Consider the following 2,558-nt stretch of genomic DNA (forward strand, 5'->3'; position numbering starts at 1 on the left):
CGGCGATCCGGTCTCTCTCCTCGGCCGTGAGGTGAGAATATCCTGACATGGCAACACCGTTCTCTGTTTGGTGACAGACGGATACATCATCCGCCTGCGGTGTTGCGCTTCACCGTGGAACTCACCGCACCTTCGCGGGTGGTGCTCCTAACTGGAAGGTTTGGGTTGCTGAGACCCCTTTCCAGTCAGGAGCTTTCCCATGGCCGAGACCAGCCCTTTGCGCCGCCGCATGATCGAGGACATGACGGTCCGCATCTTTCGCCGGCGACGCAACGATCCTACGTGCATGCGGTGTCGAAGTTCAGCCGGTTTTTTGGCCGGTCGCCGGACACGCTGTAAATGCCGAATGAAAAATCCCCAGAAGTGCCGAGTGAAAATTCCCCACTTTCGGGATTTCCTGTCAGCGGGGATCAGGCATGCGCGGCTCCGATTTTTGGCGGCCGGCCGCGTCGTTTTGGTGGCGGCGGCGGGGTGATGGCGGCGTGCGAGCGCGTGTGCTCAGGGATGAGGTCGGTGTGGGCTCGAAGGCGGTAACTGGCGCCCTCGATCTGGACGACGACGGCGTGATGCAGAAGCCGGTCGAGCAGCGCGGTGGCCACGACGGGATCGCCGAACACCTCCCCCCATTCGGCGAAGCCGCGGTTCGAGGTAAGGATCATCGCACCCTTCTCGTAGCGGGCGTTGACGAGTTGGAAGAAGAGATTGGCGCCGCCGGGCGTGATCGGCAGGTAGCCGATCTCGTCGACGATGAGCAGGCTGCTGCGACCGAGAAAGCGGATCTTCTCGATCAGGCGGCCCTCGCGCTCGGCGCGGCCGAGCGCCTCGATCAGCTCGGCCAGCGTGGCGCGATAGACCCTCCGGCCGGCCTTCACTGCGGCGACGCCGAGCGCGGTCGCGAGGTGGGATTTTCCTGTTCCGGGTGGGCCGAGGAAATGCACGACCTCGGCGCGGGCGACGAAGTCGAGCTGGGCGAGCGCCATGATGCGGCCGCGATCGAGCGAGGGCTGGAAGGTGAAGTCGAAGCTCTCGAGCGTCTTCGGTGGCGTCAGCCTGGCCGTCTTGAGCGAGACGCCGATGCGGCGGGTCTCACGGGTGGCGTGCTCTTCAGCCAGGAGCGCGTCGATGGCCTCCAGCGCGCCGATCTCGCCGCGCTCCAGCTGGCGCATGGTGTGATCGAGCGCCTCCAGCGCGCAGGGCATGCGCAGGCCGACGAGGCTGGCTCGGATGCGGTCGAGCGTCTGGGTCATCGCGCGGCGCCTTCGCTGGCCAGGCGACGGGCGACCGCGTCGTAGAAGCTGAGCGGCCTGACGCCGACGCTTGTCTGCGGCGGCGCATCAAGCGCAGCGGGCGGCGGCGCCTTGCGATGAGCGGGATCGACGCGGCGCTGGTTCTTGCCCTCCAAAACCGGATGGGCCGCGATCAGCGCGCCGTCCTCGAAGATGCGCACTTCGCTGGGGTGGTTCTGCACGTCGAGGACGCGCTTTCGGGCGGTGTCGGGGACGCTGTAGAGATTGCCGCCGACCGAGACCATGCCCTCGCGGCTGACGCGCCGCTCGATGGTCAGCACCGCGCTGTAGGGGATGGCGGGGTGCGCGATCAGCGCCGGCTTCTCCTCGGCGAAGTGCTCGTCGACGACGCGGCGCGTCGTGGCGTGCACCCTGGGATTGGCGATCCGGGTGCGCCAGTGGTCGAACTGGGCGTTGAGATCGTCGAGGTTGCGGAAGCCGCGCGCGAGCCAGAAGTCCTGCCGCACGTAGCGGTAGGGCCGTTCGATCTTGCCCTTCGTCTTGGCCCGATAGGGCCGACAGGCGCGGGGTATGGCGCCGTAGTGGTTGAGCAGCGCGACGAGGGAGGCGTTGTACTGGACGACGCCATTTGCGTCCTCGCCGATCACCGCCGTCTTCATGCGGTCGTACAGCAGCTCGGACGGAGCACCGTCCATGGCGGCGAAGGCGTCGATGTGGCAGCGCAGGACGGTCTGCAGATCCTGCGTCGCGCAGAACCGGCCCCAGATCCAGCGGCTGTGCCCGAGGATGATCGTGAACAGCCACAGGATGCGCGCGACCCCGGGCTGATCGGTGAACTCCACCCGGAACTGGGCGAAGTCGACCTGCGCTTGCTTGCCAGCGGCGGTCTCGAAGCGGCGTTCGAAGACCTGCGCCCTTGCCGGCCGGGCGTCGCGCAGAAAGTCAGTGACGACGCTGTAGCAGCCAGGGTAGCCGCGCTCCTTCAACTCGCGCAAAAGCCGCTTGCCCGACAGGTCCGGCCAGGCCGTGATGCGGGCGCGCAGGTAATCCTCGTACGGCGCGATCAACCGAGGCTGCGCGGCGCGCGGGCTGTAGGCTGGCGACGCCATGCCGACCTCAAGGTGCTTGCGCACCGTCTTGCGGTCCATCCCGAGCTTGCGCGCGATGGCCGAGACGCTGAGCCCCTGCCGCTTCAAATCGTGGATCAAGACGATCTCTCCCAGTGTGATCACCTGCCTGCCCCTTCCGTTTTGGGATTGCAGGTGGGGTGCTTTGACCGCCGCCGATGTGCGGGGGGCATGCCCCCCGCAC

General features: G+C 67.0%; 2 protein-coding genes. Both read right to left on the reverse strand.

Going from position 1 to position 2,558, the window contains the following annotated elements; translation table 11 throughout:
* Nucleotides 1–410: 410 nt before the first annotated feature.
* Entirely contained in the window at nt 411–1,247 is an 837-nt protein-coding gene (gene istB, locus H0W38_RS20745; RefSeq protein ID WP_292449657.1) for an IS21-like element helper ATPase IstB, read from the reverse strand.
* On the reverse strand, nt 1,244–2,479 hold the full coding sequence (gene istA, locus H0W38_RS20750) for an IS21 family transposase (RefSeq protein ID WP_292449659.1): 1,236 nt from the start codon (nt 2,477–2,479) through the stop codon (nt 1,244–1,246). The genes istB and istA overlap by 4 nt, the downstream gene beginning before the upstream one ends.
* Nucleotides 2,480–2,558: the final 79 nt, after the last annotated feature.

The organism is Methylibium sp. (genome assembly GCF_013817365.1).
In the GTDB taxonomy this organism is placed as follows: domain Bacteria; phylum Pseudomonadota; class Gammaproteobacteria; order Burkholderiales; family Burkholderiaceae_C; genus Methylibium.

Bases quoted from the DNA above. Each gene is read 5' to 3' on its own strand.
- istB (WP_292449657.1), bottom strand. From the start codon at position 1,247: ATGACCCAGACGCTCGACCGCATCCGAGCCAGCCTCGTCGGCCTGCGC.